Source organism: Micromonospora sp. NPDC051141 (genome assembly GCF_044455765.1).
Taxonomy (GTDB): Bacteria; Actinomycetota; Actinomycetes; order Mycobacteriales; family Micromonosporaceae; genus Micromonospora.
This window is the reverse complement of sequence record NZ_JBITFD010000002.1, coordinates 629,969-653,989: the sequence shown is the minus strand read 5'-3', so window position 1 is coordinate 653,989 and position 24,021 is coordinate 629,969. Positions and strand designations below refer to the sequence as shown.

General features: G+C 74.4%; 26 protein-coding genes. 4 read left to right on the top strand and 22 right to left on the bottom strand.

The window, feature by feature from the left end; all coding sequences use genetic code 11:
- The first annotated feature begins 148 nt into the window (after nucleotides 1-148).
- The 3 genes from ACIA6B_RS05360 to ACIA6B_RS05350 all read left to right on the top strand — a co-directional run bounded on the left by ACIA6B_RS05360 (nucleotide 149) and on the right by ACIA6B_RS05350 (nucleotide 1,864).
- A complete protein-coding gene (locus ACIA6B_RS05360) occupies nucleotides 149-766 on the top strand; it encodes a DNA-3-methyladenine glycosylase (protein ID WP_396771187.1) in 618 nt (205 codons plus the stop codon).
- A gap of 246 nt (nucleotides 767-1,012) precedes the next feature.
- Nucleotides 1,013-1,447 carry a DNA-binding protein gene (locus ACIA6B_RS05355; protein WP_396771185.1) on the top strand — a complete coding sequence of 145 codons (435 nt, stop codon included), beginning with the start codon at nucleotides 1,013-1,015 and terminating at the stop codon, nucleotides 1,445-1,447.
- Nucleotides 1,448-1,510: 63 nt separating this feature from the next.
- Nucleotides 1,511-1,864 (top strand): MmcQ/YjbR family DNA-binding protein, encoded by a 354-nt coding sequence (locus tag ACIA6B_RS05350; RefSeq protein ID WP_396771183.1) that lies wholly within the window; start codon nucleotides 1,511-1,513, stop codon nucleotides 1,862-1,864.
- A 40-nt stretch (nucleotides 1,865-1,904) separates the two neighbouring features.
- Here the strand turns inward: ACIA6B_RS05350 and argH are convergent, their stop codons facing one another.
- From argH to argC, 8 genes are read right to left on the bottom strand one after another with little or no spacing between them, the layout of a single operon-like run.
- The gene (gene argH, locus ACIA6B_RS05345; protein WP_396771235.1) at nucleotides 1,905-3,368 is read right to left on the bottom strand and encodes an argininosuccinate lyase; all 1,464 of its coding nucleotides are present in this window, start codon (nucleotides 3,366-3,368) and stop codon (nucleotides 1,905-1,907) included.
- An 8-nt stretch (nucleotides 3,369-3,376) separates the two neighbouring features.
- Nucleotides 3,377-4,588 carry an argininosuccinate synthase gene (locus tag ACIA6B_RS05340; RefSeq protein ID WP_396771181.1) on the bottom strand — a complete coding sequence of 404 codons (1,212 nt, stop codon included), beginning with the start codon at nucleotides 4,586-4,588 and terminating at the stop codon, nucleotides 3,377-3,379.
- A complete protein-coding gene (locus ACIA6B_RS05335) occupies nucleotides 4,585-5,100 on the bottom strand; it encodes an arginine repressor (protein ID WP_396771179.1) in 516 nt (171 codons plus the stop codon). The genes ACIA6B_RS05340 and ACIA6B_RS05335 overlap by 4 nt, the downstream gene beginning before the upstream one ends.
- Nucleotides 5,097-6,023, bottom strand: coding sequence for an ornithine carbamoyltransferase (argF, locus tag ACIA6B_RS05330; protein ID WP_396771177.1), 927 nt, complete (start codon nucleotides 6,021-6,023; stop codon nucleotides 5,097-5,099). The genes ACIA6B_RS05335 and argF overlap by 4 nt, the downstream gene beginning before the upstream one ends.
- Nucleotides 6,020-7,327 carry an acetylornithine transaminase gene (locus ACIA6B_RS05325; RefSeq protein ID WP_396771175.1) on the bottom strand — a complete coding sequence of 436 codons (1,308 nt, stop codon included), beginning with the start codon at nucleotides 7,325-7,327 and terminating at the stop codon, nucleotides 6,020-6,022. Before ACIA6B_RS05325 ends, argF begins: the two co-directional genes overlap by 4 nt.
- Nucleotides 7,324-8,262 (bottom strand): acetylglutamate kinase, encoded by a 939-nt coding sequence (gene argB, locus ACIA6B_RS05320; protein ID WP_396771173.1) that lies wholly within the window; start codon nucleotides 8,260-8,262, stop codon nucleotides 7,324-7,326. The genes ACIA6B_RS05325 and argB overlap by 4 nt, the downstream gene beginning before the upstream one ends.
- The gene (gene argJ / locus ACIA6B_RS05315) at nucleotides 8,259-9,428 is read right to left on the bottom strand and encodes a bifunctional glutamate N-acetyltransferase/amino-acid acetyltransferase ArgJ (RefSeq protein WP_396771171.1); all 1,170 of its coding nucleotides are present in this window, start codon (nucleotides 9,426-9,428) and stop codon (nucleotides 8,259-8,261) included. Before argJ ends, argB begins: the two co-directional genes overlap by 4 nt.
- Nucleotides 9,425-10,426, bottom strand: a complete 1,002-nt coding sequence (gene argC, locus ACIA6B_RS05310; RefSeq protein ID WP_396771169.1) for an N-acetyl-gamma-glutamyl-phosphate reductase — start codon at nucleotides 10,424-10,426, stop codon at nucleotides 9,425-9,427. Before argC ends, argJ begins: the two co-directional genes overlap by 4 nt.
- Before the next feature lie 619 nt (nucleotides 10,427-11,045).
- Here argC and ACIA6B_RS05305 point away from each other — a divergent pair.
- Nucleotides 11,046-11,396: a hypothetical protein gene (locus ACIA6B_RS05305; protein ID WP_396771167.1), complete on the top strand. Its 351-nt coding sequence runs from the start codon at nucleotides 11,046-11,048 to the stop codon at nucleotides 11,394-11,396.
- A gap of 74 nt (nucleotides 11,397-11,470) precedes the next feature.
- On the opposite strand, the gene pheT is transcribed toward ACIA6B_RS05305, so the two are convergent.
- From pheT to ACIA6B_RS05235, 14 genes are all read right to left on the bottom strand, one after another.
- Nucleotides 11,471-14,020, bottom strand: a complete 2,550-nt coding sequence (gene pheT / locus ACIA6B_RS05300; protein WP_396771165.1) for a phenylalanine--tRNA ligase subunit beta — start codon at nucleotides 14,018-14,020, stop codon at nucleotides 11,471-11,473.
- Between the two features lie 27 nt (nucleotides 14,021-14,047).
- Nucleotides 14,048-15,109: a phenylalanine--tRNA ligase subunit alpha gene (gene pheS / locus ACIA6B_RS05295; protein ID WP_396771163.1), complete on the bottom strand. Its 1,062-nt coding sequence runs from the start codon at nucleotides 15,107-15,109 to the stop codon at nucleotides 14,048-14,050.
- 173 nt (nucleotides 15,110-15,282) lie between these two features.
- Nucleotides 15,283-16,164 (bottom strand): TrmH family RNA methyltransferase, encoded by an 882-nt coding sequence (locus ACIA6B_RS05290; protein WP_396771161.1) that lies wholly within the window; start codon nucleotides 16,162-16,164, stop codon nucleotides 15,283-15,285.
- Nucleotides 16,165-16,224: 60 nt separating this feature from the next.
- Nucleotides 16,225-16,617 carry a 50S ribosomal protein L20 gene (rplT, locus tag ACIA6B_RS05285; protein WP_130400362.1) on the bottom strand — a complete coding sequence of 131 codons (393 nt, stop codon included), beginning with the start codon at nucleotides 16,615-16,617 and terminating at the stop codon, nucleotides 16,225-16,227.
- Nucleotides 16,618-16,649: 32 nt separating this feature from the next.
- Nucleotides 16,650-16,844 carry a 50S ribosomal protein L35 gene (gene rpmI, locus ACIA6B_RS05280; protein WP_107160101.1) on the bottom strand — a complete coding sequence of 65 codons (195 nt, stop codon included), beginning with the start codon at nucleotides 16,842-16,844 and terminating at the stop codon, nucleotides 16,650-16,652.
- Nucleotides 16,845-16,862: 18 nt separating this feature from the next.
- A complete protein-coding gene (gene infC / locus ACIA6B_RS05275; RefSeq protein WP_091263828.1) occupies nucleotides 16,863-17,513 on the bottom strand; it encodes a translation initiation factor IF-3 in 651 nt (216 codons plus the stop codon).
- Nucleotides 17,514-17,839: 326 nt separating this feature from the next.
- The gene (locus ACIA6B_RS05270) at nucleotides 17,840-18,313 is read right to left on the bottom strand and encodes a PH domain-containing protein (protein WP_396771158.1); all 474 of its coding nucleotides are present in this window, start codon (nucleotides 18,311-18,313) and stop codon (nucleotides 17,840-17,842) included.
- Nucleotides 18,310-19,272 (bottom strand): DMT family transporter, encoded by a 963-nt coding sequence (locus tag ACIA6B_RS05265; protein WP_396771156.1) that lies wholly within the window; start codon nucleotides 19,270-19,272, stop codon nucleotides 18,310-18,312. The genes ACIA6B_RS05270 and ACIA6B_RS05265 overlap by 4 nt, the downstream gene beginning before the upstream one ends.
- Nucleotides 19,269-20,114, bottom strand: coding sequence for an ATP phosphoribosyltransferase (gene hisG / locus ACIA6B_RS05260; RefSeq protein WP_396771154.1), 846 nt, complete (start codon nucleotides 20,112-20,114; stop codon nucleotides 19,269-19,271). Before hisG ends, ACIA6B_RS05265 begins: the two co-directional genes overlap by 4 nt.
- Nucleotides 20,115-20,157: 43 nt before the next feature.
- Nucleotides 20,158-20,439: a phosphoribosyl-ATP diphosphatase gene (locus ACIA6B_RS05255; protein ID WP_396771233.1), complete on the bottom strand. Its 282-nt coding sequence runs from the start codon at nucleotides 20,437-20,439 to the stop codon at nucleotides 20,158-20,160.
- Between the two features lie 522 nt (nucleotides 20,440-20,961).
- Nucleotides 20,962-21,459, bottom strand: a complete 498-nt coding sequence (ribH, locus tag ACIA6B_RS05250; protein WP_396771152.1) for a 6,7-dimethyl-8-ribityllumazine synthase — start codon at nucleotides 21,457-21,459, stop codon at nucleotides 20,962-20,964.
- A 4-nt stretch (nucleotides 21,460-21,463) separates the two neighbouring features.
- Entirely contained in the window at nucleotides 21,464-22,738 is a 1,275-nt protein-coding gene (locus tag ACIA6B_RS05245; protein ID WP_396771150.1) for a bifunctional 3,4-dihydroxy-2-butanone-4-phosphate synthase/GTP cyclohydrolase II, read from the bottom strand.
- Nucleotides 22,735-23,427: a nicotinamide riboside transporter PnuC gene (pnuC, locus tag ACIA6B_RS05240; RefSeq protein ID WP_396771148.1), complete on the bottom strand. Its 693-nt coding sequence runs from the start codon at nucleotides 23,425-23,427 to the stop codon at nucleotides 22,735-22,737. Before pnuC ends, ACIA6B_RS05245 begins: the two co-directional genes overlap by 4 nt.
- Nucleotides 23,424-24,020: a riboflavin synthase gene (locus tag ACIA6B_RS05235; RefSeq protein ID WP_396771146.1), complete on the bottom strand. Its 597-nt coding sequence runs from the start codon at nucleotides 24,018-24,020 to the stop codon at nucleotides 23,424-23,426. Before ACIA6B_RS05235 ends, pnuC begins: the two co-directional genes overlap by 4 nt.
- Nucleotide 24,021: the final 1 nt, after the last annotated feature.

Below are 24,021 nucleotides of genomic sequence, written 5' to 3'. Positions count from 1 at the left end.
GCGGCCAGATCTTGCATGAGTCACTCGTCGATCACCGACGTCGAACCCTACCGATACCAATCCCTCCCAGAACCGGCTCACCTATAGAAGCGTCGCTGCGGGGCGGACCCCGGGCGCGCGGCTGGTTCGGCGGATACGCTTGCCGGCCATGACGTACCCCTGGCTCGACGCCCCGGCCGCGGACATCGCGGACACCGCGCGGACCCTGCTCGGCTGGACCGTGTCGGCGAACGGCGTCCGCGTACGGCTGACCGAGGTCGAGGCGTACGCCGGCACCGGTGAGGATCCGGCGTCGCACGCCCACCGGGGGCCGACCCCACGCAACCGTGTCATGTTCGGCCCGGCCGGGCAGGTGTACGTGTACTTCGTGTTCGGCATGCACTGGTGCGCGAACATCGTCTGCGGTCGCGACGGCGAGGCGGCGGCCGTGCTGCTGCGCGCCGGCGCGGTGGTCGACGGCGTCGACACGGCCCGCGAGCGGCGGCCCCGCGCCTCGGACCGGGACCTGGCCCGGGGCCCGGCCCGGCTGGTGACCGCGCTGGGCCTCGGCCGGGACGCCAACGGCACCAGCGCGGTCGACGGCACCGGGCCGCTGCTGCTGGCCCCGCCGGAGAACCCGGTCGACCCGGCGCGGATCGTCGCCGGCCCCCGGGTCGGCGTGGCCGCCGCACACGACCTGCCGTGGCGGTTCTGGCTGGCCGACGAGCCGAGCGTCAGCGTCTACCGCCGGCACACCCCACGCCGCCGCCACCCGGCGACCCCGTAACACCCCACCCCACCCCACCGCACCGCCTCACCCCACCCTCGCCCCCACCCCGTTGATCAAGGAGTTTGCGTCCGGCGGACGCCGCACGGCGACGCGAACTCCTTGATCGACCGGGGTTCGGGTGGGGCCGGTGGGTGGTTTTCGCAACCTGTGGCGCTCCGGGCGCGTCTGAAGCCGGGAGGGCATGGTGTGTTGTATGAATGGCTTTCAACGGGATGTTGACAACAGGCCATTCTTGGGTGTGGGATGGACGGCATGGTCACCGTGGACAACGACCCGTTCACCGCCCCGGATGCTGCCCAGGCCCGGGCCCACCGCAACTACGCGGCGCTGCTGCGGATCGCCGAACGGCACGCCGGCACGAACGCCCGCCGCCGGCGCTACGCGCACCCCGACGTGCCGGACGCCTACGAGGCGGCCACGCTGGTGATGGCGCTGGCCGGCGGCGCGGGGCGGGACGCCGGCGAGGAACCGGTCGACCAGGCCGACCTGATGGCCGCGCTGACCCTGATCCCGCACGTGCGGGCCGAGGTGGACGTGTTGGAGGCCGGCCTGTTGCAGGTGGCCCGCGGCCGGGGCATGACCTGGCAGGCGATCGCGTTCGGGCTGGGGCTGGGCAGCGCCCAGGCGGCCCGGCAGCGCTACGAGCGGCTCACCGTCCGCACCGGCACCGGCGACTGATTCCGCGCGCTGTCACAGCTTCGGGCGAGACTGTGCCGGACGACGACGGCACGGGAGGACGCGATGACGCGCGACGAGATGCTGGCCTACTGCCTGGCCAAGCCGGGAGCCTGGCTCGACCGGCCGTGGGAGGCCGACGAGGTGGTGAAGGTGGGCAGCCGGATCTTCGCGTTCCTCGGCTCGCCCGACGGTGCGGCCCGGCTCGGGGTGAAGTGCGGGCCGTCCCGGGAGGTGGCCGACGAGTGGCTGCACCGGTTCCCGGCCGACGCCCGGCCCTCGCCCTACATCGGCCGGTCCGGGTGGAACACGTTACGGCTGGACGGCGGCATCCCCGACGACGAGCTGATCGAGGCGGCCGACGGGTCGTACGACGCGGTGGTGGCCAAGCTGCCGAAGCGGGAGCGGCCGACGGCCTGAGCCCCGCGCGGTGGCCGAACCACCACGCGGGGCGTACCGGTCAGCGGGGCACGACCTGCTCGGCCGCCCAGTCGCGCCAGCCGGCCAGCTTGTCGGCGGCGGTGGCGAGTTGGTCGGCGACCGGCCCGGGGCCGGTGGAGCCGGCGGTGGTGCGGGCGGCGAGCGCCGAACGCACCGAGAGCACGTCACGCACCGAGGGGTCCAGGTGCTCGCTCACCGCGGTCAGGTCGGCGTCGGAGACCTCGTCCAGCGCGCAGTCCCGGGCCGCGCAGAGCGCCACCAGCCTCCCGGTGATCTCGTGCGCGTCGCGGAACGGCACGTGCCGGCGGACCAGCCAGTCGGCGACCTCGGTGGCCAGCGAGAAGCCCGACGGCGCGGTGGCCACGAGCCGGTCCACCCGGACCGTCATCGTGGAGATCATCCCGGCCAGCGCGGGCAGCAGCAGCTCCAGCGTGTCGACCGCGTCGAACGCCGGCTCCTTGTCCTCCTGCATGTCCCGGTCGTAGGTCATCGGCAGGCCCTTGAGCATGGTGAGCACGCTCATCAGGCCGCCGACCAGCCGGCCGGACTTGCCCCGGGCCAGCTCGGCGATGTCCGCGTTCTTCTTCTGCGGCATGATCGACGAGCCGGTGGCGAACGAGTCGTCCAGCTCGACCCAGCCGAACTCCTGCGACGTCCAGAGCACCACCTCCTCGCCGAGGCGGGACAGGTGCACGCCGACCATCGCGGTGCCGAAGAGGAACTCGGCCACGAAGTCCCGGTCCCCGACCGCGTCCATCGAGTTGGCGAACGAGGTGCGGAAACCCAGCTCCTTGGCGACCGCCATCGGGTCCAGCGGCAGCCCGGAGCCGGCCAGCGCGCCGGCGCCGAGCGGGCTGACCGCGGCCCGCTCGTCCCAGTCGCGCAGCCGGTCCAGGTCCCGCAGCAGCGGCTGCACGTGGGCGAGCAGCCAGTGCCCGAACGTCACCGGCTGGGCGTGCTGGAGGTGCGTCATGCCGGGAGCGGCGGTGTCCACGTGCCGCTCCGCCTGCTCGACCAGCGCCTCGGCCAACTCGACCAGCCGGGCGGCCACCCCACGGGCGTGGTCGCGCAGATAGAGCCGCAGGTCGGTGGCGACCTGGTCGTTGCGGGAGCGGCCGGCGCGCAGCTTGCCGCCGAGGCTGCCCAGCCGCTCCAGCAGGCCGCGCTCCAGGGCGGTGTGCACGTCCTCGTCGTCCACGGTGGGGCGGAACGCCCCGGAGGCGCAGGCCGCCTCCAGGTCGTCCAGCGCGGCCAGCATCCGCCCCAACTCGTCCGGGTCGAGCAACCCGGCGCCCGCGAGGACCCGGGCGTGCGCCCGGGAACCGGCGATGTCGTACGGGGCGAGGCGCCAGTCGAACTGGACACTCACCGACAGCCGCGCGAGCGCCTCGGCGGGTCCGCCGGCGAACCGGCCTCCCCAGAGGCTCGTCCGGTTGGCGGCGGCGCTGTTCTCGGTCAGGCTCTTGTCGTCCACGTCTTCCATTCTGGTGGTCACGATCGCGCCCCGTCCCACCGGGCGTCCCGTGCGGCGGCCATCGCGCTGGGCAGCCCCCACAGCCGCACGAAGCCCGTCGCGAGCGACTGGTCGAACGTGTCGCCGGTGTCGTAGGTGGCCAGGCCGAAGTCGTAGAGGCCGACCTCGGAGCGCCGGCCGGTCACCACCGCCCGGCCACCGTGCAACGTCAGCCGCACCTCGCCGCTGACGTGCCGCTGGGTCTCCTCGACGAACGCGTCGAGCGCCCGCCTGAGCGGGGAGAACCAGAGTCCGTCGTAGACCAGTTCGCCCCAGCGCCTGTCGACACCGCGCTTGAACCGGGCCAGGTCCCGTTCGACGGTGACCGCCTCCAGCTCCTGGTGCGCGGTGATCAGGGCGATCGCGCCGGGCGCCTCGTACACCTCGCGGCTCTTGATGCCGACCAGCCGGTCCTCGACCATGTCGAGCCGCCCCACGCCCTGCGCGCCCGCGCGGCGGTTCAGTTCCCGGATCGCCTGGTACGGGGTGACCGTCTCGCCGTCGAGGGCGACCGGGACGCCGGCGTCGAACGTGATCACCACCTCGTCGGCGTCGCGTTCCTCGGCCGGGTCGGCGGTGTACGCGTACAGGTTCTCGACCGGCGCGTGCCAGATGTCCTCCAGGAAGCCGGTCTCCACGGCCCGGCCCCACAGGTTCTGGTCGATCGAGTACGGGGACCGGGCGGTGACGTCGATCGGCAGCCCCTTCTCCTCGGCGAACGCGATCGCCTTGTCCCGGGTCCAGGCGTAGTCCCGGGCCGGCGCGACGACCTTCAGATCGGGGGCGAGCGCGTGCAGGCCGACCTCGAACCGGACCTGGTCGTTGCCCTTGCCGGTGCAGCCGTGCGACACGATCGTGCCGCCGTGCCGGCGCGCGGCGGCCACCAGGTGCCTGACGATCAGCGGCCGGGACAGCGCGGAGACCAGCGGGTAGCGGTCCATGTAGAGCGCGTTGGCCCGCACGGCCGGCAGGCAGTAATCGGCGGCGAACTCGTCACGCGCGTCGACCACCTCGGACTCGGCGGCGCCGCAGTCCAGCGCGCGCTGCCGGATGACGTCCATGTCCTCCCCGCCCTGGCCGACGTCGACCGCGACCGCGATCACCTCGGCGCCGGTCTGCTCGGCCAGGTACGGGATGGCGACGGAGGTGTCGAGACCCCCGGAGTACGCCAGGACGACCCGCTCGGTCATGGTGCGGTGTTCCCTTCCACGGTCTCGTCCCGGCGGGCCCACGCGGCGAGCCGGTCGCCCAGCGCGGCGCCGCCGTCGGCCTCGCGGGCCACCACGAGGATGGTGTCGTCGCCGGCGATGGTGCCGACGATCTCGGACAGGCCGGCCCGGTCCAACGCGCTGGCCAGGTAGTGCGCGGCACCCGGCGGGGTGCGCAGCACGGCGATGTTGCCGCTGGCGTCGACGCCGTTGAGCAGCTCACGCAGCAGCCGCACCAGCCGGGCGGGCGCCCCCTCGGCCTCGCGCAGCGGCCGGTGGCCGTCCTCGGGAATCAGGTAGACCCCCCGCCCGTCGCCGCCACGCGCGGTCACCGCGCCCAGTTCCTTCAGGTCACGGGAGAGCGTGGCCTGGGTGACCTGGATGCCGTCGCCGGCGAGCAGGTCGGCCAGCTCGGTCTGCGAGTGGACGGCGCCGTCGCGGATCAGCTCCACGATGCGGGCGTGGCGGGCGGCGCGGGTCAGCGGGGCGGTCATGTGGATGCCTCCAGGAGAAAGGTCAGCAGCGCCTTCTGGGCGTGCAGGCGATTCTCCGCCTGGTCGAACACCGCGCTGCGCGGCCCGTCGAGCACGTCGTCGGTGATCTCCTCGCCCCGGTGGGCGGGCAGACAGTGCAGCACGATCACGTCCGCCGCGGCGTGGTCGAGCAGGGCGTCGCTCACCTGGTACGGCCGGAACGGGGTGACCCGGTCCTGCCCGTCGGCCTCCTGACCCATCGACGTCCAGGTGTCGGTGGCGACCACGTGCGCCCCGCGTACCGCCTCGACCGGGTCGGTGAGCACGTCGACCGAGCCGCCGGTGCCGGCGGCGATCTTCTCGGCGCGGGCCACGATCTCCGGGTCCGGCTGGAAGCCGCCCGGGCCGGCGACCCGCACGTGCATCCCGGCGGTCGCGCCGGCCAGCAGGTACGAGTGGGCCATGTTGTTCGCCGCGTCGCCGACGTACGCCAGGATCCGCCCGGCGGTGGCGCCGAACCGCTCCCGCACGGTGAGCAGGTCGGCCAGCAGCTGGCAGGGGTGGAACGTGTCGGTGAGCGCGTTGACCACCGGCACGGTGGCGTGCGCCGCGACCTCGGCGATGCGGTCGTCGCCGTGGGTACGCAGCACGATCGCGGCGACGTAGCGGGACAGCACCCGGCCGGCGTCGCCGAGCGTCTCGCCCCGGCCGAAGTGGGTGACCTGGGTGTCCACCACGAGGGGATGCCCGCCCAGCTCGGCGATGCCGACGTCGAACGAGATCCGGGTACGCAGGCTCTGCTTGTCGAACAGCACCGCCACCGATCGGGGACCGGCCAGCGGCCGGTGGGTGTAGCGGTCGGTCTTCATCCGGGCGGCGAGGTCCAGCACGGCGGCCTGCTCGGCCGGCGTGAGGTCGTCGTCGCGCAGGAAGTGGCGGATCATGCGGGGGCCTCCGTGCGGCTGGCGGGGGTGGGCGCGGAGACGGTTGCCGCCTCGGCGGGGACGGTCGCGGTCGCCTCGGCGGGGTGCGCCGCCTCGGCGGGGACGGTCGCGGTCATCCCGGCGGGGACGGTCGTGTCTGCGGGGACGGCGTCGAGCGCGGCGGGGAGCGCGGCGAGGAACGCGTCGGCCTGCTCGGCGGTGAGAATCAGCGGCGGGGCGAGCCGGACCACGCCCGGCTGTACCGGGTTGACCAGGAAACCGGCCTCCCGCAGCGCGGTCGACACCGCGCCGGCCACCGGCCGGTCGAACACGACGCCGAGCAACAGGCCGGCGCCGCGCACCTCGCGTACCAGCGGGTGTCCGAGCGCCTCGACGCCGCGCCGCAGCCGCTCACCGATGCGCGTGACGTGGTCGAGCAGCCCCTCGTTGGCGATCGTGGCGATCACCGCGAGCGCGGCGGCGCAACTGACCGGGTTGCCGCCGAACGTGGTGCCGTGCGAGCCCGGGGTGAGCAGGTCGGCGGCCGGGCCGAAGGCCAGGCAGGCGCCGAGCGGCAGGCCGCCGCCGAGCCCCTTGGCCAGCGTGACCACGTCCGGCTCGACGCCCTCGGCCTGGTGGGCGAACCAGTGCCCGGTGCGGCCGACGCCGGTCTGCACCTCGTCGAGCACCAGCAACGTGCCGTGCGCGGCGGTGATCCGCCGGGCCGCGGTGAGGTAGCCGGGCGGCGGCACGACCACGCCGTTCTCGCCCTGGATCGGCTCGACGATCACCATCGCGGTGGCGTCGGTGACCGCCTCGGCGAGCGCGTCGGCGTCGCCGTACGGCACGTGGGTGACGTCGCCGGGCAGCGGGCGGAACGGGTCGGCCTTGGCCGGCTGGCCGGTGAGCGCCAGCGCGCCCATGGTCCGGCCGTGGAAACCGCCGTGGGTGGCCACCACGTGCCGTCGCCCGGTGAGCCGGGAGAGCTTGAACGCGGCCTCGTTCGCCTCCGCGCCGGAGTTGGCGAGGAAGACCCGGCCGGGTCGGCCGGCCAGCGCCAGCAGCAGTTCGGCGAGCGCGACCGGCGGCTCGGCGACGAACAGGTTCGACACGTGGCCGAGCGTGGCGACCTGCTTCGACACGGCGGCCACCACCGCCGGGTGGGCGTGGCCGAGCGCGTTGACCGCGATGCCGCCGAGCAGGTCGACGTACTCCCGGCCGGTCTCGTCGACCACGACGGCGCCGGCGCCCGAGACGAGCGCCAGCGGCGGCGTGCCGTAGTTGTCCATCATGGTCGCGCCCCAGCGCCGCACCAGCGTGCTCATGAACCGACCGTGCCTTCCCTGTTGGCGACTGCGGGGCCCGCAAGCTCGCTTCCCGCGCTCACGACCATCGTTCCGAACCCTTCCGAGGTGAAGACCTCCAGCAGCGTGGAGTGGGCGACCCGACCGTCGACGACGTGCGCGGCGGGCACTCCCCCGCGCACCGCCCGCAGGCAGGCCTCCATCTTCGGCACCATGCCCGACTCCAGGGACGGCAGCAGCGCCGCCAGGTCGTCCGCGGTGATCTCGCGGACCAGGCTCGTCGTGTCCGGCCAGTCCGCGTAGAGGCCGGCCACGTCGGTGAGGACGACCAGCTTGCGCGCCTTGAGCGCGACCGCGAGCGCGGCGGCGGCGGTGTCCGCGTTGAGGTTGTGCAGCACCCCGTCGACGTCCGGCGCGACAGTGGAGATGACCGGGATCCGGCCGGCCGCGATCAGGTCGGTGACCGCGGAGACGTCCACCGACGCCACGTCGCCGACCTGCCCGACGTCGACCGGTTGCCCGTCCACGTACGCCGGTCGGCGCACCGCCGTGAGCAGCCCGCCGTCCTCGCCGGAGAGCCCGACCGCGAACGGGCCGTGCGCGTTGACCAGCCCGACCAGTTCCCGGCCGACCTGCCCGACGAGCACCATCCGCACCACGTCCATGGCGTCCGGGGTGGTGACCCGCAGGCCGCCCCGGAACTCGCTGGCGATGCCGAGCCGGTCGAGCATGGCGGAGATCTGCGGGCCGCCGCCGTGCACCACGACCGGCTTGAGGCCGGCATACCGGAGGAAGACCATGTCCGCGGCGAACGCCCGCCGCAGCTCGGGATCGGTCATCGCGTGGCCGCCGTACTTGACCACCACGGTGGCGCCGGCGAACCGGGCCAGCCAGGGCAGCGCCTCGATCAGCGTGGCGGCCTTGGCCTGGGCGCGGGTGAGCTCGTCACTCATCATGTGGAGTACGCCGAGTTCTCGTGCACGTACCCGTGCGACAGGTCGTTGGTCCAGATGGTCGCGGCGGCGGCGCCGGCGTGCAGGTCGATGCGGATGGCGACGTCGCGGCCGGCGAGGTCCACCTTGGCCCGGTCCTCGGCGGCGGCGCCGCCCCGGCACACCCAGACGCCGTTGACCGCCACGTCGACCTCGTCCGGTTCGAACGCGGCAGCGGTGGTGCCGACGGCGGCGAGGATCCGGCCCCAGTTCGGGTCGTTGCCGAACAGCGCGGTCTTGACCAGGTTGTTGCGGGCCACCGCGCGCCCCACCTCGACCGCGTCGTCCTCGCCCGCCGCGCCGACCACCTCGATCGCGACCTGCTTGGTGGCGCCCTCGGCGTCGGCGATCAACTGCCGGGCCAGGTCGTGACAGGCGGCGGTCACCGCCTCGGTCAGCTCGGCGAGGCTGGGCTCGATGCCGGAGGCGCCGCTGGCCAGCAGCAGCACGGTGTCGTTGGTGGACATGCAGCCGTCGGAGTCGACCCGGTCGAAGGTGACCCGGGTGGCGGCCCGCAGCGCGGCGTCCAGCACGTCCGGCCCGGCCACCGCGTCGGTGGTGAGCACGCAGAGCATGGTGGCCATGGCCGGGGCCAGCATGCCGGCGCCCTTGGCCATCCCGCCGACGGTCCAGCCGCTGCCGGGGGCCACCGTGGTCTTCGGCCGGGTGTCGGTGGTCATGATCGCCTCGGCGGCCGGCCGGCCGCCGTCGCGGGACAGGGCGCGCACCGCGTTCCGGACGCCGGGCAGCAGCTTCGGCATCGGCAGCCGCTCGCCGATCAGGCCGGTGGAGCAGACCGCGACCTCGCCGGCGCCGACGATCAGCCGGGCGCTGCTGCCGGTGAGCACGGCGGCGGTGTGCTCGGCGGTGGCGTGGGCGTCCTGGAATCCGGCCGGGCCGGTGCAGGCGTTCGCGCCACCGGAGTTGAGCACGACCGCCCGGACCACGCCGCCGTGCACGACCCGCTGGGTCCAGAGCACCGGGGCGGCCCTCACCCGGTTGGCGGTGAAGACCCCGGCGACGCCGGCGTCCGGTCCGTCGTTGACGACGAGGGCGACGTCGGCGCCGGAGGTCTTGAGGCCGGCGGCGACACCGGAGGCGCGGAAGCCGCGGGGGGTGGTGACGGTCATGGGGCGACTCCGTAGGCGGACAGGCCGGTGGTCTCGGGGAGCCCGGCCATCAGGTTGGCGTTCTGCACGGCCTGACCGGCCGCGCCCTTGCCCAGGTTGTCGATGGCGCTGACCACGACGACCCGTCCCGAGTCGGTGTCCACCGTCGCCTGGAGGTGACAGGAGTTCCCGCCGGCGGTGGCGGCGGTGTGCGGCCACGCCCCCTCGGGCAGCAGGTGCACGAAGGGCGCGTCGGCGTAGGCGTCGGCCAGCACCGCGCGGGGGTCGGCGTCGCCGGTCGGCACCGCGGTGACGGTGGCCAGGATGCCCCGGGGCATCGGGGCCAGCACCGGCGTGAACGACAGCGAGGTCGCGCCGGTGGCCTGCCTGATCTCCGGCACGTGCTGGTGGGCGCCCACCTTGTAGGGGGAGAGGTCGCCCATCACCTCGCTGCCGAGCAGGTGGGCCTTGGCGGCCCGGCCGGCGCCGGAGGTGCCGGAGGCGGCGACCACCACCACGTCGTCGGGGCGTACCGCGCCGGCGGCGATCAGCGGGGCCAGCGCCAGCGTGGTGGCCACCGCGTAGCAGCCGGTGTTGGCGACCCGCCGCGCCGCCGCGATCTCGGCCCGCCGGCCGGGCAGCTCGGGCAGCCCGTAGGTCCAGGCGCCGGCGTGCGCGCCGCCGTAGTAGCGGGCCCAGGCGCCGGCGTCGCGCAGTCGGTGGTCGGCGCCGAGGTCGACCACCATGACCGCGTCGGGCAGCGCCGCGGCGAGCGCCGCCGACTGGCCGTGCGGCAACGCCAGGAAGACCAGGTCCGCGTCGGCCAGGGTGTCCGGCTCGGTCGCCCCGAACACCAGGTCCAGGCCGGCGAGCTGCGGGTGTACGGCGGCGACGGGCTGACCGGCCTGACTGTGCGCGGTGGCGGCGACCAGCTCGAACTCGGGGTGGCCGGCGAGCAGGCGCAGCAGTTCGCCGCCCGCGTACCCACTCGCGCCGGCCACCGCTACTCGAATGCCCATACAAACCTCCGCATGACTATGCAGAAAGGTTAGCAGCCGATCCCCACGCCTGCAAGGTCATGCAGTGTGGCGCATGAAGCTGCATCGACGTGCTTCGCATTGACAGTCGTCCTTGCCCACCGGTGCTGAGAGAGCGCTCTCACGGATCCGTCCCGCCGTGCCGCGTGACCGCCGCACCGTGCCCCCACCCCCCGGGAGTCGCCCTTGCCCACCCGTACGAAAATCCTGCGCGCCCTGCTCGCGCTCCTGGTCACCACCGCCGGCTCGGTCGTCGCGGTCGCTTCGCTGGCCCGGGCGACCGGCCCGGACCTGCTGCCCCTCACCGTCACCAACCACACCGGCCGGGCCGACGCCACCTGGCTCTACGTGCTCGGCACCGACCTCGCCTCCGGCCGGGTCTACTTCGCGTTCGGCGCGAAACTGACGTTCCACCTCACGCCGGTCGGCCTGGTCCAGCCCGCGCCCTGGGCCGGGTTGCGCCCAGCCCGAGGGGCGGCTCGCCCAGCCCGCCCGGCTGGTACGCTCCGACGGCTCGCTCACCGCCGGCGCCGGGCAGACCGACGCGGTACGGCTGGCGGCGGCCGGCGGCAACCACGACGGCGTTCCCACCGCCGCGCTGGTGCTCACCGCCTGCGGGATCAACGCCCGCTACCAGGGCGGCAACATCGACTTCGACCTGTTCGTCGACGCCGGGACCGCGGTCGGCAACGGCGTGCAGGTGCGGATCTCGTACGACCTGACCGGCGACGGCGACACCGACTGGGTGCAGACGTACCACTACCTCGCCACCGACCCGGTGCCCGGCTGGGAGCACTACCGCCCGGCCCAGGGCGTGCGCACCACCTCGGGCACACCCGGCGACCTGGTGCGGGGCAGCGTACGCGTCGAGGTCTGGAACGCCATCGGGGCGGCCACGACCAGCCTCGGGACCGGCGACCTCTCCCGGATCGTGCTGCCGTACGCGGGCTGAGCCGCGGTGGTGCGGGTGTGAAGAGGGGCCCACGCCTCTACCGTAGGCGTTGAGCGGGGGCCCCTCCTTACCCTTCAGGCGCCGCGGAGGGTGGCGCCGAAGCGCTGCGCGGCGAGCGCCACCGCGGCGTCCCGGGCGGCCACCGCCTCCTCACCGGCGAGGGTGCGGTCCGGGGCGCGGAACGTCAGCTTGTACGCCAACGACTTCCGCCCGGCGCCGAGCTGCGCCGAGGCGTAGACGTCGAAGAGCCGGACGTCCTCCAGCAGCGCGCCGGCGCCCTCGACCAGCGCCGCCCGGACCTCGGCCGCCGGCACCGCCTCGTCCACCACCAGCGCCACGTCGATCAGCGCCGGTGGGAACGTGGAGATGGCCGGCCCGGCCACCAGCGGCGCGGCGGGCAGCGCGTCCAGGTCCAGCTCCATGGCGCTGGTGCGCCGGGGCAGTTCCAGCGCCGCCACCACGGCCGGGTGCAGCTCGCCGGCGTGCCCGACCACGGTGTCGTCGACGAGCAGCTCGGCGCAGCGGCCCGGGTGCCAGGGGGCGTACTCACCGGCCCGCACGGTCACCCGGTCGGCCGGGATGCCGGCGGCGGCGAGCACCGCCCGGCCGGCCTCGACGGCGTCCGCCCAGCTTGCCGCGCGACCCGCGCCCCACCAGCCGGCCGGCTCGATCTCGCCGCAGAGCGCCACCGCGACGTGTCGCGGCTGCGCCGGCACCACCGCGTCGGCGGCGGCGAACTCCTCGTCGGTGGGCCGCCGGTCCACGCCCATGGCGGGCGGGGCGCCGACGCCCGGACGGGGCCGGAAGACCGCGCCGATCTCGTAGATCGCCACGTCCCGCTGACCCCGGCCGACGTTGCGCCGGACGATGCCGAGCAGCGGGCCGAGCAGCGTGGTGCGCAGCAGCGGCTCCTCCTCGGACAGCGGGTTGGCCACCCGCACCGCGGGGCGGCGCGGGTCGTCGGCCGGTAGGCCGAGCTGGTCGGCCAGCTCCGGGGCGACGAACGGCTGCGCCAGCACCTCGACCCAGCCGCGCTCGGCGAGCGAGCGGGCCACCGCGCGGCGGCGCTGCTGCGCCGGGGTGAGGCCCCGGCCGGGCCGCGCGGTGGGCAGCACCGACGGCACCCGGTCGTACCCGTCGAGGCGGACCACCTCCTCCACCAGGTCGGCCGGGTCGGTCAGGTCGGGCCGCCAGCTCGGCGGCGTCACGGTCAGCACCTCGACGGCCCCGCCGGTAGCCACCCCGACCGCGCCCGGGTCCTCGCCGAGCCGGTCGGCGCCGCGGCTGACCGCGCAGCCGACCTGCTCCAGCAGCTCCACCACCCGGTCCGCCGGGTACGACACACCCACCCGGCGGGTCGGCAGGTCCACCGGCAGCGTCACCGGCGCCGGCGGGCGGACGTGGTCGAGGTCGAGCACCTCCGCGCCGGGCGTGCCGCCGGCCAGGTCGGTGAGCAACCGGACCGCCTTCTCCAGCGCGACGAGCGGCAGCGTCGGGTCGACGCCCCGCTCCCAGCGCTTCGCGGCCTCGCTGAACAGCTTGTGCCGCCGGGCGGTGCGGCCCACCATGGCCGGGTCCCAGTGCGCGGCCTCGAACAGCACGTTCGTGGTGGAGGCGAGCACCTCGCTGGTCTCGCCGCCCATCACCGCGGCCAGCGAGATCGGCCCGCTGTCGTCGCAGATCACCATGTCCTCGGGTACGAGGGCCCGGCTCACCCCGTCCAGCGTGGTCAGCTTCTCCCCCGGCTCGGCGCGGCGCACCACCAGCGGCCCGGTGATCCGGTCCGCGTCGAACGCGTGCATCGGCTGGCCGAGTTCGAGCATCAGGTAGTTGGTGATGTCGACCGGCAGCGAGATGCTGCGCACGCCGGCCGCGGTGAGCCGCTGCCGCATCCAGCCGGGCGTGGCCACGGTCGGGTCGACGCCGCGCACCATCCGGGCCGCGAACCGGTCGCAGCCGACCGGGTCACGGACCTCCACCGGGTACGCCGGCTCGGCCGTCCCGCCCGCCGCCGGCGCGTCGGCCGGGTCACGGAACGGCACGCCGAGCGCGTGCGACAGCTCCCGGGCGATGCCGCGGACGCTGAGCGCGTACCCGCGGTCCGGGGTGATCTCCATCTCGACCACCACGTCGTCCAGGCCGACGACCGGGCGCGCGTCGTCGCCGGGCTGGGCCTTGACGTCCGCGGGCAGCACGATGATGCCGGAGTGGTCGTCGCCCAGGCCCAGCTCCCGCGCCGAGCAGATCATCCCGTGGGAGTTGCGCCCGTACGTCTTGCGCGCGCCGATGGCGAAGTTGCCCGGCAGCACGCCGCCCGGCAGGATCACCACGACCTTGTCGCCGGGGGCGAAGTTGCGCGCCCCGCAGACGATCTCCTGCGGCTCGCCGGTGCCGTTCGCGCCACCGACGTCCACCCGGCAGAAGCGGATCGGCTTCTTGAAGCCGGTCAGCTCCTCGATCTGGAGGACCTCGCCCACGACCAGCGGGCCGGTGACGGTCGCCCGCAGGTCCACGATCGACTCGACCTCGATGCCGAGGTCGACGAGCGCCTGCTCCAGGTCACCGGCGGGCAGGTCGGCGGGGAGATCCACGTACTCCCGCAGCCAACTGACTGAAACTCGCATGATTCCTCTACCACCGTTTCCCGTAGCTCAGGCGCCGAACGCGCGGGTGAACCGCACGTCGCCCTCGGCCATGTCCCGCATGTCGCTGACGCCGTGCCGGACCATCACGGTCCGGTCGATGCCCATGCCGAACGCGAATCCGGAGTAGACCTCCGGGTCGATCCCGCAGGCGCGCAGCACCCGCGGGTTGACCATGCCGCAGCCGCCCCACTCGACCCACTGCGGCCCGTCCCGGTGCTCCGGGAACCAGACGTCGAACTCGGCCGACGGCTCGGTGAACGGGAAGTAGTGCGGACGCCAGCGCGTCTTGGCGCCCTCGCCGAACATGGCGCGCGCGAAGTGGTCGAGCGTGCCGCGCAGGTGCGCCATGGTGATGCCCTTGTCCACCACCAGGCCCTCGACCTGGTGGAAGACCGGCGCGTGGGTGGCGTCCAGCTCGTCGGTGCGGTAGACCCGGCCGGGGACCACCACGTAGATCGGCGGCTTGCGGCTGAGCATGGTGCGCGCCTGCACCGGCGAGGTGTGGGTGCGCAGCACCAGGCCCGAGCCCTGGGGGGCGATGTGGAACGTGTCCATCAGCCCGCGCGCCGGGTGGTCGGCCGGGATGTTGAGCGCGTCGAAGTTGGTCCACTCCAACTCGACCTCGGGCCCCTCGGCCACCTCGTAGCCCATGCCGATGAACAGGTCGCTGATCTGCTCCATCAGGACGGTCAGCGGGTGGCGGGCGCCGCGCGGCCGGCGGTCGTGGGGCAGGGTCACGTCGACCCGCTCCTCGACCAGCACCCGCTCGGCCTGCTCGCGGTCCAGGACCTCCTGGCGGGCGGCGTACGCGGACTCGATGGCCCGGCGGGCCTCGTTGACCCGCTTGCCGGCGTCGGACTTCGCGGCCGGCGGCAGCGCGCCGATCTCCCGGCGGGCCAGGGACACCGGGGACCGGTCCCCCAGGTGCGCCGGGCGCAGCGCGGTCAGCGCGTCCGGGTCGGCGGCGGCGGCGAACGCCTTCTCGGCGTCGGCCACGGCCCCGGCCAGGGCGTCCGGGTCGAGCAGGGCGACCTGCTTCGGGTCGTACGGATCGTTGCGGTAACTCATGGTGAACGGGCACTCCCTCAAGGGCGGCGCCGGCCCGACTACAGGCGGCCAGGCGAGTCTACGGACGCGCGGCTTCGCCGCAGCCCGCCGGTGGGAGTCGTGCAGGGGGAAGGGTCAGACCTGCCGCCCGCCGACACCGGCGGGCTGGCTAAACGAACGCCGTGGCGCGTTCCTCACGAGTCGGACTCCCCTGCGGTGTGCCGCGTGGCCTTGGGGGCACGCAGTGCTCTGGCCGAAGAATACAGGCACACGGCCGCCGCCGCAGCCAGATTGAGGCTCTCGGCGCGCCCGTGCAGCGGCACCCGGACCCGGGCGTCGGCGACCGCGGTCAGTTCCTCGGGCAGGCCGTGCGCCTCGGAGCCGAACAGCCACGCGGTCGGCGCGGCGAGCCGGCCGGCGTCGGCGAGGTCGTCGAGGTCGCTGTCGCCGTACCCGGTGGTGGCCAGGATCGTCAGGCCGGCGGCCCGCAGCGCGTCGACGGCCGCGAGCGGGTCGGCGGCGCGCACCACGTCGACGTGGAACAGGCTGCCGGCGGAGGCCCGCACGCACTTGCCGTTGTAGGGGTCGACCGCCTCGCCGGCGAACACCACCGCGCCCGCGCCGGCCGCGTCGGCGGTGCGCAGCACCGTTCCGGCGTTGCCCGGGTCGCGGATCCCGGCGAGCACCGCGACCAGTCGCGGGCCGCGCGCCACGGCCTCGGCCAGCGGTACGTCGAGGTGCCGGCAGACCGCCACCAGGCCCTGCGGGGCCACGGTCTCGGTGAGCGCGGCGAGGGCCTCGTCGGTGACCTCGGAGACCGGCACGTCGGCGCGGGCGGCGACGGCGGCGAGGTCGGCGTGCCGGTCCAGCGCGGTCGGGGTGCCGAACAGCTCGACCACCGTGGCGGCGCGGGCGAGCGCCTCCCGGACGGCCTGCGGCCCCTCGGCCAGAAAGCGGCCGGCCTGGTCGCGGTCGCGCCGGCGGTGCAGCCGGCGGGCCGCCACGACCCTCGGGGTACGCGGGGTGAACGGGCCGGAGACGGCGTCGAGGCGTCTCCCCTGCGACGGTGACTGCATGGGAGACGCCTCGATCTGCCGTACGGGTGGGTCAGGCGGCCTCGGCCGCGTACAGGTGGGTCAGGCGGCCTGGGCCGCGGCGCCACCGGTGCCCTCGGCCGCCACGGCGGCGCGGGCCAGCTCGACGATCGCCGCGAACGCGGCGGCGTCGTTGACGGCCAGGTCGGCCAGGATCTTGCGGTCGACCTCGATGCCGGCCAGGCGCAGGCCCTGGATCAGCCGGTTGTAGGTCATCCCGTTGGCCCGGGCGCCGGCGTTGATCCGCTGGATCCAGAGCTGCCGGAAGTCGCCCTTGCGGTCGCGACGGTCCCGGTAGGAGTACTGCATCGAGTGCAGCACCTGCTCCTTGGCCTTGCGGTAGAGCCGGGAGCGCTGACCGCGGTAACCGCTCGCGGTCTCCAGCAGGGTACGACGCTTCTTCTGGGCGTTCACAGCCCGCTTGACGCGTGCCATCTCAACTCCTTCTTCGGTTCAGGTGGCGCGCGTCAGCGGCCGAGCAGCTTCTTGATGCGCTTCACGTCGGCCTTGGCCAGCTCGACGGTGCCGGTCAGCCGGCGGGTCTGGGTGGAGGGCTTCTTCTCCAGCTTGTGGCGGAGGCCGGCCTGCTGGGCAACGATCTTGCCCGAGCCGGTCACCTTGACCCGCTTGCCCGTACCCGTGTGGCTCTTCATCTTCGGCATGTGGAACGTCTCTCCCTGTTACTGGCCGCTGGTGTCAGCGGTCGGGCCGGTCTCACCGGCTGCTGCGGTCTCGCCGGCCGCCGGGGTCTCGCCACCTGCCGGGGCTGCCGACTCCTCCGCGGCCCGGTCCCGGGGCCCACCGCGGGACGCCGTGGCGGCGACCGCGGAGGCCTTGACGGCCCGGTGCGGAGCGAGAACCATGATCATGTTTCGGCCGTCCTGCTTCGGGGCGGCCTCGACGTATCCCAGGTCCGTGATCTCGGACTCGAGCCGGCGCAGGAGCCGGTAACCCAGCTCCGGGCGGCTCTGCTCGCGACCGCGGAACATGATCGTCACCTTGACCTTGTCGCCCGCCTTGAGGAACCGCACCACGTGACCCTTCTTGGTCTCGTAGTCGTGCGGGTCGATCTTCGGCCGGAGCTTCATTTCCTTGATGACGGTCTGCTGCTGGTTACGCCGCGCTTCGCGCGCCTTGAGTGCGCTCTCGTACTTGAACTTGCCGAAGTCCATGAGCTTGCACACCGGCGGGCGCGCCATCGGCGCAACCTCGACCAGGTCCAGGTCGACGTCCGCGGCCAGCTGCAGGGCGCGCTCCAGCGGGACGATGCCCACCTGCTCACCCTCAGGGCCGACCAGTCGGACCTCACGTGCCCGGATCTGCTCGTTCACGCGTGGTTCGACGCTGATGGGGCCTCCTCGAGTCGAGTGTCCTACGGTGCCGACTCCGCGGGCTCCCGGGCGGGAGCCGACCCGGAAAGCAGAAGGCCCCGGCGTATGCCAGGGCCCACTCGACCGGTCGGCACGATCACAGGATCGCGCATCCGGGATCGGGACGTGCCCGAAACCGGGGACCGGACCCGGACACCTGGACGGCGACTCGGGTGGGAGCGGGCGCTCCGCTTCAGCGACTGCCCGCACGTCAGGGACGGGGGCAGTCTGGTCGACCCCGCAACACTACACCCTCGGCCCAGGCCCACCCAAATCGGGCCCCCAGGTCAGCGAGGCGCGGACTGCCCGGCGGCCAGCGTGGCCAGGTGCGCCTGGTGCAGGCGGCGCAGCGCGCGGACCGCCTCGACCGCGCTCTCCTTGTCGGCGGCCTGGAGCGCCACCATCGGCAGCAGGTCGTCGTCGTGCAGCTCCAGGCTGGCCCACGGGGCGCCCCGGTCGAACCGGACCCCGCGGATCACCTCCCACGGCAGCTCGTAGGAGCCGATCACGTTGCGTACCCGGACGCCCCTGGCGTCGGCGACCACGCGGGGACGGGTGAACAGCAGGAAGCCGAGCGCGCCGAAGACGCCCAGGCCGATCATGGCGAACTGGTCGCCGCGCTGGAACGAGCCGTAGCCGTCGCCGGTCGCGCCGGTCAGGGACGTCGCGACGAGGCTGAACACCACCAGCAGCGTGACGGCCGCCGCCCAGCAGACCACCCGGACGCGGCGGGGCCGCACGGTCACCACGGAATCGCTCACCCGACCAGTCTGCCATCCGGCTCGCGCTCGCGTTCGGCCGCCACACGGGCCGGAGCGCGCCGCCGGACGCCCGCCACCAGCAGCGCCAGCAGCGTGAGCACGGCGCCGGCCAGCACCGGCAGCCGGACGCCGGGTCCGTCGGGCAGCGCCAGGTCCAGCAGCAGCGCGCCGCCGAGCTGCCCGGCCACCAGCGCCAGGCCGGTCCGCAGCACCCCGGCGGCGCGCACCCCGACCAGCAGCGCGAGCACGATGCCGACGCCGAACAGGCCGCCCGTGTAGAGCCACCACTCGGTCGGCCAGCGTGGCGGGCCGGCGAACGCGCCGGCCAGCAGCGCCACCGCGCCGATCACCGACGTGCTGACCACGAAGTTGACCGCGAGCCCGGCGGCCGGCCCGACCCCGGCCGCGACCCGCCCGTTGAGCGCGGACTGGAACGCCACCGCCAACCCGCCGACCACGGAGAGCAGCACCAGACCGATCGCCAGGTCACCCACCGGCCGGCCGAGCTGCGCGAGCGCCACCGCGCCGATGCCGAGCAGCGCGCCGGCCACCCGGGGCGCGGTGAGCCGCAGTCGGCCGGCCGCGGCCAGCCCGGCCCGGTCGACGGCCAGTCCACCGAGGCTGCCGCCGGCCACCTGGGCGATGGTGAACACGGCCACCCCGAGCACCGGCACCACCACCGGCGCGGTCAGCACGACCACCGCGCCGCCCACCCCGCCCAGGTACGACCACCAGGGCAGGCCGGCCCGGCGCAGCGCGGCCAGCCCGGCCCGCATCGACGGCACCACCGCCAGCCCGACCAGCACGGCCAGGCAGCCGACCACGTTGTTCGCCACCGCGCCCAGGACCGGGGCGTCGGTCCGCGCGCCCAGCTCGGCGTTGACCACGCCCTGCGCGGCCGAGGCCACACCGGCCAGGACGACGACTGTCAACGCGGCCGGGAGCGGCAGCGGCCTCACAGGCGGCAGGCGTGGATGTTGGTGACCAGGATCGCCCGGGCGCCCAACTCGTACAGCTCGTCCATGATCCGGTGGACGTCGTCGCGGAGCACCATCGCCTGCACCGCGACCCAGCCCTCCCGGTGCAGCGGCGAGACGGTCGGCGACTCGATGCCCGGGGTGAGCGAGCTGGCCCGGTCGAGCAGCCCGGCCGGCACGTCGTAGGCGAGCATCACGTAGCGGCGGGCGACCAGCACGCCGTGCAGCCGGCGTTCGAGCTGCTCCTGCTGGGCGCTGCCGGACGCGCCGGCCCGCCGCACCAGCACCGCCGAGGAACGCAGCAGCGGCTCGCCGAACACCACCAGCCCGGCCTGGCGCAGCGTGGCGCCGGTCTCCACCACGTCGGCGACCACGTCGGCCACGCCGAGGCGGATGGCGTTCTCCACCGCCCCGTCGAGCCGGATCACCTCGGCCTTGACGTCCAGCTCGGCCAGGTGCCGCTCGACCAGACCCGGGTACGCGGTGGCGATCCGGTGCCCGCCGAGCTGCTGGACGGAGGCGACGTCGTCGGGGCGGGCGGCGAACCGGAAGGTGGCCCGCCCGAAGTTGAGGTCCACCACCTCCTCGGCCGGCGCGCCGGAGTCGATCAGCAGGTCCCGCCCGGTGATGCCGACGTCCAGGTCGCCCGAGCCGACGTAGGTGGCGATGTCCTTGGGGCGCAGGTAGAAGAACTCGATGTCGTTGGGCTCGTCCCGGCAGACCAGGTCCTTCGGGTCGGTGCGCTGGCGGTAGCCCGCCTCGCGCAGCATCCCGGCGGCCGACTCGGCCAGGGCGCCCTTGTTGGGTACGGCGACACGCAGCATGGGAGTGCTCCTTCGTTCGATCGGATGATCAGCGGACGGGCACTCAGAGATGTCGGTAGACGTCCTTCAGCTCCAGGCCGGTGGCCAGCATCAGCACCTGCGCCTGGTAGAGCAGCTGGGAGATCTCCTCGGCGGCCCGTTCCGGACCCTCGTGCTCGGCCGCCATCCACGACTCGGCCGCCTCCTCGACGACCTTCTTGCCGATGAAGTGCACGCCCTTGGCGAGCGCGTCGACCGTGCCCGAGCCCGGGGTGCCGGCGGCGGCCTTGGCCTGCAGCTCGGCGAACAACTCCTCGAACGTCTTCACGGAACGCGATTCTTCCAGCCGCCCCGGGCACGCGTGCCCACCGGGTCCACCCGCGTCGCCTGGCTCTCACTCGCTCCTGGCCGCCCGGCGGGACCCGACGACGGGCGACGCGTTCGCGGCTCCCGACGACGTCGGGCCGGAGCCGGTGCCGGGGCAGGCCATGAGGGCCTTGGCGGCGGGCCGGATATCGCGGATGGTGCGCTACGAACTTGATGGCACGGACGAGTCAGCCGGGACGACGAACAGCGGCAGCGGCCGAAGCGCCCACCCGAGGGCGGGGCCGGTTCCCGGCCCACGCCCAAGGCAGGCCCACGCCCAAGGCAGGCCCACGCCCAAGGCAGGCCCACGCCCGAGCCCCACGCCCAAGGCCCACGCCCAAGGCCCACGCCCAAGCCCCATCCCCGAGGCCCACGCCCAAGGCCCACGCCCGAGACCGCAGGCGGCCTCGGGCGACTCATCCACGCCATCAAGTTCGTAGCCTGAGCGGCACGCCATGTCGGGCGCCGACCCGCCACCGAGCGCGGTCAGGCGGTCAGGCGGTCAGGCGAAGCCCACGCGGTGGGCGCCGGCGGCGTCCAGTGCGCGGACGGCCAGTGCGGCGTCCAGCGCGGCCACGGTGGCGGCCCAGCCCTTGTCCTCGGCCGAGCCGGGCAGCCCGGCCCGGTCCCGGGCCTGCTCGATGGTGTCCACCGTGAGCACCCCGTGCGCCACCGGCTTGCCCTCGTCCAGCGCCACCCGGGTCAGCCCGTCGGTGACCGACCGGCAGACGTAGTCGAAATGGGCGGTCGCGCCGCGTACCACCACGCCGAGCGCGACCACCACGTCGTGGCGGCGGGCCATCGCCTGCGCCACCACCGGCAGCTCCACCGAGCCGGCCACCCGGGCCACCACGGCCCGCGCGCCGCACGCCTGCGCGGCGGCCACCGCGCGCTCCACCATGTGATCGGTCAGCTCGCCGTGCCAGCGCGCGGCCACCACACCGACGGTCAGCCCGGCGGCGTCGACCGCGGTGACGCCCGGCTCCCCGAAACCCGCCATCGTCCTACGCTCCGATCTCGTCACCGGCGACCGGACGGCCCATCGGCGCCTCGGTCACCTCGTCCAGCCCGTCCAGCCCGTCCAGCAGGTGGCCCATCCGGTCCCGCTTGGTGCGCAGGTAGCGCACGTTCTCCGGGTTCGACGACACGGGCAACCCCTCCCGGCCGGTCACGGTCAGGCCGTACCCCTCCAGGCCGGCCCGCTTGGCCGGGTTGTTGGTCAGCAGCCGCATCGAGCGGACGCCGAGGTCGTACAGGATCTGCGCGCCGGTGCCGTAGTCCCGCGCGTCGGCCGGCAGCCCCAGGTCGAGGTTCGCGTCCACGGTGTCACGCCCCTGGTCCTGCAACTGGTACGCCTGGAGCTTGTGCAGCAGGCCGATGCCGCGCCCCTCGTGCCCGCGCACGTAGAGCACCACCCCGCGGCCCTCCCGGGCGACCCGGGCCAGCGCGCTCTGCAACTGCGGGCCGCAGTCACAGCGCAGCGAACCGAACACGTCCCCGGTGAGGCACTCGGAGTGCACCCGGACCAGCACGTCCCGGCCGTCGCCGAGGTCGCCGAAGACCAGCGCGACGTGCTCGGCCGGGTCGTGTTCGGCACGGTAGCCGAGCGCCGTGAAGACGCCGTACGGCGTGGGCATCCGCGCCTCGGCGACCAGCTCCACCTGCTTCTCGGTCCGCCGCCGGTACGCGATCAGGTCGGCGATGGTGATCAGCGTCAGCCCGTGCTCGGCGCAGAACTTCTCCAGGTCCGGCACGCGCATCATGGTGCCGTCGTCGTTGACCAGCTCGCAGAGCACCCCGGCCGGACGCAGCCCGGCCAGCCGGGTCAGGTCCACCGCCGCCTCGGTGTGCCCGGGCCGGCGCAGCACCCCGCCGGCGCGGGCGCGCAGCGGCACCACGTGGCCGGGGCGGGCCAGGTCGGTCGGGTCGGTGCCGGCGTCGGCGAGCAGCCGGATCGTGTGCGACCGGTCGGCGGCCGAGATGCCCGTGCTGACGCCCTCGCGGGCGTCCACCGTCACCGTGTACGCGGTGCCGCGCCGGTCCTGGTTGGTGTGGTGCATCGGCGGCAGGTCCAGCCGGTCGCACTCGGCCTCGGTCAACGGCACGCAGATGTAGCCCGAGGTGTGGCGGACCATGAACGCGACCAGCTCCGGGGTGGCCAGCTCGGCCGCGAAGATCAGGTCACCCTCGTTCTCCCGGCCCTCGTCGTCGACCACGACCACCGGGCGGCCGGCGGCGACGTCCGCCACCGCCTGTTCGATCGAACCGAAGCTGTTCATGCCACGACCTCCGAGTACGTCGCCGGGATCCGGGTCCGCGTCGCGGTCCGCGAGGTGCGCCACCAGGCGTAGAAGCCGGCCGCGCAGAACGCGCCGTAGACCAGGTACATGGCGGCCGACGGGTAGAAGCCGCCGCGTAGCAGCAGGGGCACGCCGACCGCGTCGACGGCGATCCAGACCAGCCAGAACTCCACCCAGCCGCGGGCCATGCCGTACGTGGCGAGCAGGCTGCCGACCAGGATCCAGGCGTCCGGCAGCGGCCCCCACGAGCCGAGCGCGGCCAGCACCGGATAGGCGGCGGCGGTGCCCACGGCGGCGGCGACGAGCAGGCCCAGCCGTTCCCGGCCGGTCGCCCAGCGCGGCACCACGGCCGGCTCCGCGCCGTCGCCGGACCGGCGGTTGCGCGACCAGCGCCACCAGCCGTAGACGCTCACCGCGAAGAAGAAGACCTGCCGGCCGGCCTGGCCGTAGAGGTCGTGCGCCTGCGGGGTGGCGAAGACGCCGCCGAGGAACACGGTGAACAGCAGCCCGTTGCCGATCATGCCGACCGGCCAGGCCCAGACCACCCGGCGCAGCCCGAGCAGCGCCGAGACGAGCCCGAAGACGTTGCCGACGATCTCCCGGACCAGCACCGGCGAGCCGACGACGTGCACCTGGGCGTCGAGCAGCCAGCCGAGCGGGCCGGTCACCGGGCACCGCCCAGCAGTCGCTCGACGTACTTGGCCAGCACGTCCACCTCCAGGTTGACCGGGTCGCCGACCTGTCTGCCGCCGAGCACGGTGAGTTTGAGCGTGGTGGGGATCAGGCCGACCGAGAACCAGTCGTCGCCCACCTCCGCGACGGTCAGCGACACGCCGTCGACGGTGATCGAGCCCTTCTCCACCACGTAGCGGGCCAGCTCGGCGGGCAGCCGGAACCGGACCGTCTCCCACTGCGCGGCCGGCTCCCGGCCGATGACCTCGCCGACGCCGTCGACGTGCCCCTGCACGAGGTGCCCGCCGAGCCGGCTGTTCAGCGCCGCGGCCCGTTCCAGGTTGACCGCGTCGCCGGGGCGCAGCGCCCCGAGCGCGGTGCGGCGCAGCGTCTCACCCATCACGTCGGCGGTGAAGACGCCGCCGTCGACGTCGACCACGGTCAGGCAGACCCCGTTGACCGCGATGGAGTCGCCGTGCCGGGCGTCCGAGGTGACGAGCGGGCCGCGGATGGCGACCAGCGCCGAGTCGTCGCCGGTCTCGGTGCTCCGGACGATCTCGCCCAGCTCCTCGACGATGCCGGTGAACATG

What these genes read in the sequence shown, in the direction of transcription:
- ACIA6B_RS05360 (WP_396771187.1), top strand. Translation starts at nt 149, where the DNA reads ATGACGTACCCCTGGCTCGACGCCCCGGCCGCGGACATCGCGGACACC.
- ACIA6B_RS05355 (WP_396771185.1), top strand. Translation starts at nt 1,013, where the DNA reads ATGGACGGCATGGTCACCGTGGACAACGACCCGTTCACCGCCCCGGAT.
- ACIA6B_RS05350 (WP_396771183.1), top strand. Translation starts at nt 1,511, where the DNA reads ATGACGCGCGACGAGATGCTGGCCTACTGCCTGGCCAAGCCGGGAGCC.
- argH (WP_396771235.1), bottom strand. Translation starts at nt 3,368, where the DNA reads ATGGAAGACGTGGACGACAAGAGCCTGACCGAGAACAGCGCCGCCGCC.
- ACIA6B_RS05340 (WP_396771181.1), bottom strand. Translation starts at nt 4,588, where the DNA reads ATGACCGAGCGGGTCGTCCTGGCGTACTCCGGGGGTCTCGACACCTCC.
- ACIA6B_RS05335 (WP_396771179.1), bottom strand. Translation starts at nt 5,100, where the DNA reads ATGACCGCCCCGCTGACCCGCGCCGCCCGCCACGCCCGCATCGTGGAG.
- argF (WP_396771177.1), bottom strand. Translation starts at nt 6,023, where the DNA reads ATGATCCGCCACTTCCTGCGCGACGACGACCTCACGCCGGCCGAGCAG.
- ACIA6B_RS05325 (WP_396771175.1), bottom strand. Translation starts at nt 7,327, where the DNA reads ATGAGCACGCTGGTGCGGCGCTGGGGCGCGACCATGATGGACAACTAC.
- argB (WP_396771173.1), bottom strand. Translation starts at nt 8,262, where the DNA reads ATGATGAGTGACGAGCTCACCCGCGCCCAGGCCAAGGCCGCCACGCTG.
- argJ (WP_396771171.1), bottom strand. Translation starts at nt 9,428, where the DNA reads ATGACCGTCACCACCCCCCGCGGCTTCCGCGCCTCCGGTGTCGCCGCC.
- argC (WP_396771169.1), bottom strand. Translation starts at nt 10,426, where the DNA reads ATGGGCATTCGAGTAGCGGTGGCCGGCGCGAGTGGGTACGCGGGCGGC.
- pheT (WP_396771165.1), bottom strand. Translation starts at nt 14,020, where the DNA reads ATGCGAGTTTCAGTCAGTTGGCTGCGGGAGTACGTGGATCTCCCCGCC.
- pheS (WP_396771163.1), bottom strand. Translation starts at nt 15,109, where the DNA reads ATGAGTTACCGCAACGATCCGTACGACCCGAAGCAGGTCGCCCTGCTC.
- ACIA6B_RS05290 (WP_396771161.1), bottom strand. Translation starts at nt 16,164, where the DNA reads ATGCAGTCACCGTCGCAGGGGAGACGCCTCGACGCCGTCTCCGGCCCG.
- rplT (WP_130400362.1), bottom strand. Translation starts at nt 16,617, where the DNA reads ATGGCACGCGTCAAGCGGGCTGTGAACGCCCAGAAGAAGCGTCGTACC.
- rpmI (WP_107160101.1), bottom strand. Translation starts at nt 16,844, where the DNA reads ATGCCGAAGATGAAGAGCCACACGGGTACGGGCAAGCGGGTCAAGGTG.
- hisG (WP_396771154.1), bottom strand. Translation starts at nt 20,114, where the DNA reads ATGCTGCGTGTCGCCGTACCCAACAAGGGCGCCCTGGCCGAGTCGGCC.
- ribH (WP_396771152.1), bottom strand. Translation starts at nt 21,459, where the DNA reads ATGGCGGGTTTCGGGGAGCCGGGCGTCACCGCGGTCGACGCCGCCGGG.
- ACIA6B_RS05245 (WP_396771150.1), bottom strand. Translation starts at nt 22,738, where the DNA reads ATGAACAGCTTCGGTTCGATCGAACAGGCGGTGGCGGACGTCGCCGCC.
- ACIA6B_RS05235 (WP_396771146.1), bottom strand. Translation starts at nt 24,020, where the DNA reads ATGTTCACCGGCATCGTCGAGGAGCTGGGCGAGATCGTCCGGAGCACC.